The organism is Streptomyces sp. NPDC058619, from assembly GCF_042717785.1.
Classification (GTDB): Bacteria; Actinomycetota; Actinomycetes; order Streptomycetales; family Streptomycetaceae; genus Streptomyces.
This window is the reverse complement of the sequence record NZ_JBHXQN010000146.1, coordinates 1-2,217: the sequence shown is the minus strand read 5'-3', so window position 1 is coordinate 2,217 and position 2,217 is coordinate 1. Positions and strand designations below refer to the sequence as shown.

The following is a 2,217-nucleotide window of genomic DNA, read 5'->3' as shown; positions in this document are numbered from 1 at the left end:
GCCCCCTCCCTGTGGGTGGTGGTGGGGGTGGCAGGGGGGTTCGGACAAGGGTTTTCCCCGTATCGGGTTCACCTCCGCGTTGCCTACTGTCTGCCCACCGGCGATCCCCCTGTCGGAACCCCGCGGCCCCACACCCACCCCACACGAACCGTGGAGCCGCAACCACCCCCCAACAGGACCAGAACCGGTACCGCCCACGCCCCGACCACCGTGCGACGCCCACCCCGGCGGGCGGACGGGACGAAACGGCACACGGCGGAGACCGGGACGGAACCGACCACCCCGCCCCGGTCCCCCACCGCCCCGCCCCACACCTCCCACATGCACCGACCGGCCGCACCGGCCTGCCCGGAAACGGCCCGCGAAAGGGAACAACCGTGCACGCAACGAGACGCAGGCTCATATCCGTCGTGGCGATCTCCGCCACCCTCCTCGCCGGCACCGCCACCGCCACCGTGGCCGCCGCCGACACCCCCGCCCCCACCGACACCCCCGCAGCCGCCGCAGCCGCCGCAGCCGCCGCAGCCGCCGCGGCAGCGGCTGCGGCCGCGCCGGTGGAGAACCTCATCGTCGGATACAAGCCCTCCGCCAGCGAAGCCAGTTCCAACACCGCCGCCGCCACCGACGCGGCCGCCAAGAGCAGAAAAGCCGGCAAGAAGGCGGCCTTCGACCGCCGCCTGGGCACCGGAGCCGCCCTCGTCAGCCTCGGCCAGGCCACCGCCCCCGCCGACGCCGCCGACGTCATCGCCCAGTTCCGCGCCGACCCCGACGTCGCCTACGTCGAACCCGACACCCGCGCCTACGCCCTCGCCACCACCCCCAACGACACCGACTACACCAAGCAGTGGGACCTCTTCGAGCCCACCGCCGGCATGAACGTCCCCGCCGCCTGGGACAAGACCACCGGAAACGGCGTCACCGTCGCCGTCATCGACACCGGCCACGCCGCCCACAGCGACCTCGCCGCCAACACCGTCGCCGGCTACGACTTCATCACCAGCGCCACCGCCGCCCGCGACGGCAACGGCCGCGACAACAACCCCGCCGACCAGGGCGACTGGAGCGCCGCCGCAGAATGCAGCGCCACCTCCAAGGCCAGCGACTCCTCCTGGCACGGCACCCACGTCGCCGGCACCATCGCCGCCGCCACCGGCAACAGCAAGGGCATCGCCGGCATCGCCTACAACGCCAAGATCCAGCCCGTCCGCGTGCTCGGCAAGTGCGGCGGCGCGACCTCCGACATCGTCGACGCCATCACCTGGGCCTCCGGCGGCACCGTCCCCGGCGTCCCCGCCAACGCCACCCCCGCCAAGGTCATCAACATGAGCCTCGGCGGCTCCGGAACCTGCGGCACCAGCTACCAGAACGCCATCAACGCCGCCGTGGGACGCGGCACGACCGTCGTCGTCGCCGCCGGCAACAGCAACGCCGACGCCGCCGGGTTCTCCCCCGCCAGCTGCAACAACGTCATCAACGTCGCCGCCAGCAACCGCACCGGCGACCGCTCCTTCTACTCCAACTACGGCAGCACCATCGACGTCGCCGCCCCCGGCGGTGAAACCCGCCGCGCCACCGACACCCCCGGCACCGTCACCACCCCCGAAAACGGCATCCTCTCCACCCTCAACACCGGCACCACCACCCCCGCCACCGAGAACTACAAGCCCTACCAGGGCACCAGCATGGCCGCCCCCCACATCGCGGGCCTCGCAGCCCTCCTCCTCGCGGCCAAGCCCACCCTGACCCCCGCCCAGACCGAAGCGGCCATCAAGACCAACGCCCGCCCCCTGGCCGGAACCTGCACCGGCGGCTGCGGCACCGGCCTCGCCGACGCCACCGCCACCGTCAACGCCCTCACCACCACCCCCACCACCCCCACCTTCCAGAACACCACCAACTACCCCATCAACGACAACACCACCATCGAAAGCCCCATCACCGTCACCGGAATCACCGGCAACGCCCCCGCCACCCTCAAAGCCGGCGTCACCATCGCCCACACCTACACCGGCGACCTCAAAATCGACCTCATCGCCCCCGACGGCAGCATCTACACCCTCCACAACCGCACCGGCGGCACCACCGACAACATCAACCAGACCTACACCGTCAACGCCGCCACCGAAACCGCCAACGGCACCTGGAAACTCCGCGTCAACGACAACGCCAACGGCGACACCGGCACCATCGACGCCTGGAACCTCACCTTCTAGACCC

General features: G+C 71.5%; 1 protein-coding gene. It reads left to right on the top strand.

Features of this window, described 5'->3' with window-relative positions; translation table 11 throughout:
- The first annotated feature begins 377 nt into the window (after nt 1–377).
- Nucleotides 378–2,213 carry a S8 family serine peptidase gene (locus tag ACFWTC_RS38785; RefSeq protein ID WP_384030698.1) on the top strand — a complete coding sequence of 612 codons (1,836 nt, stop codon included), beginning with the start codon at nt 378–380 and terminating at the stop codon, nt 2,211–2,213.
- Nucleotides 2,214–2,217: the final 4 nt, after the last annotated feature.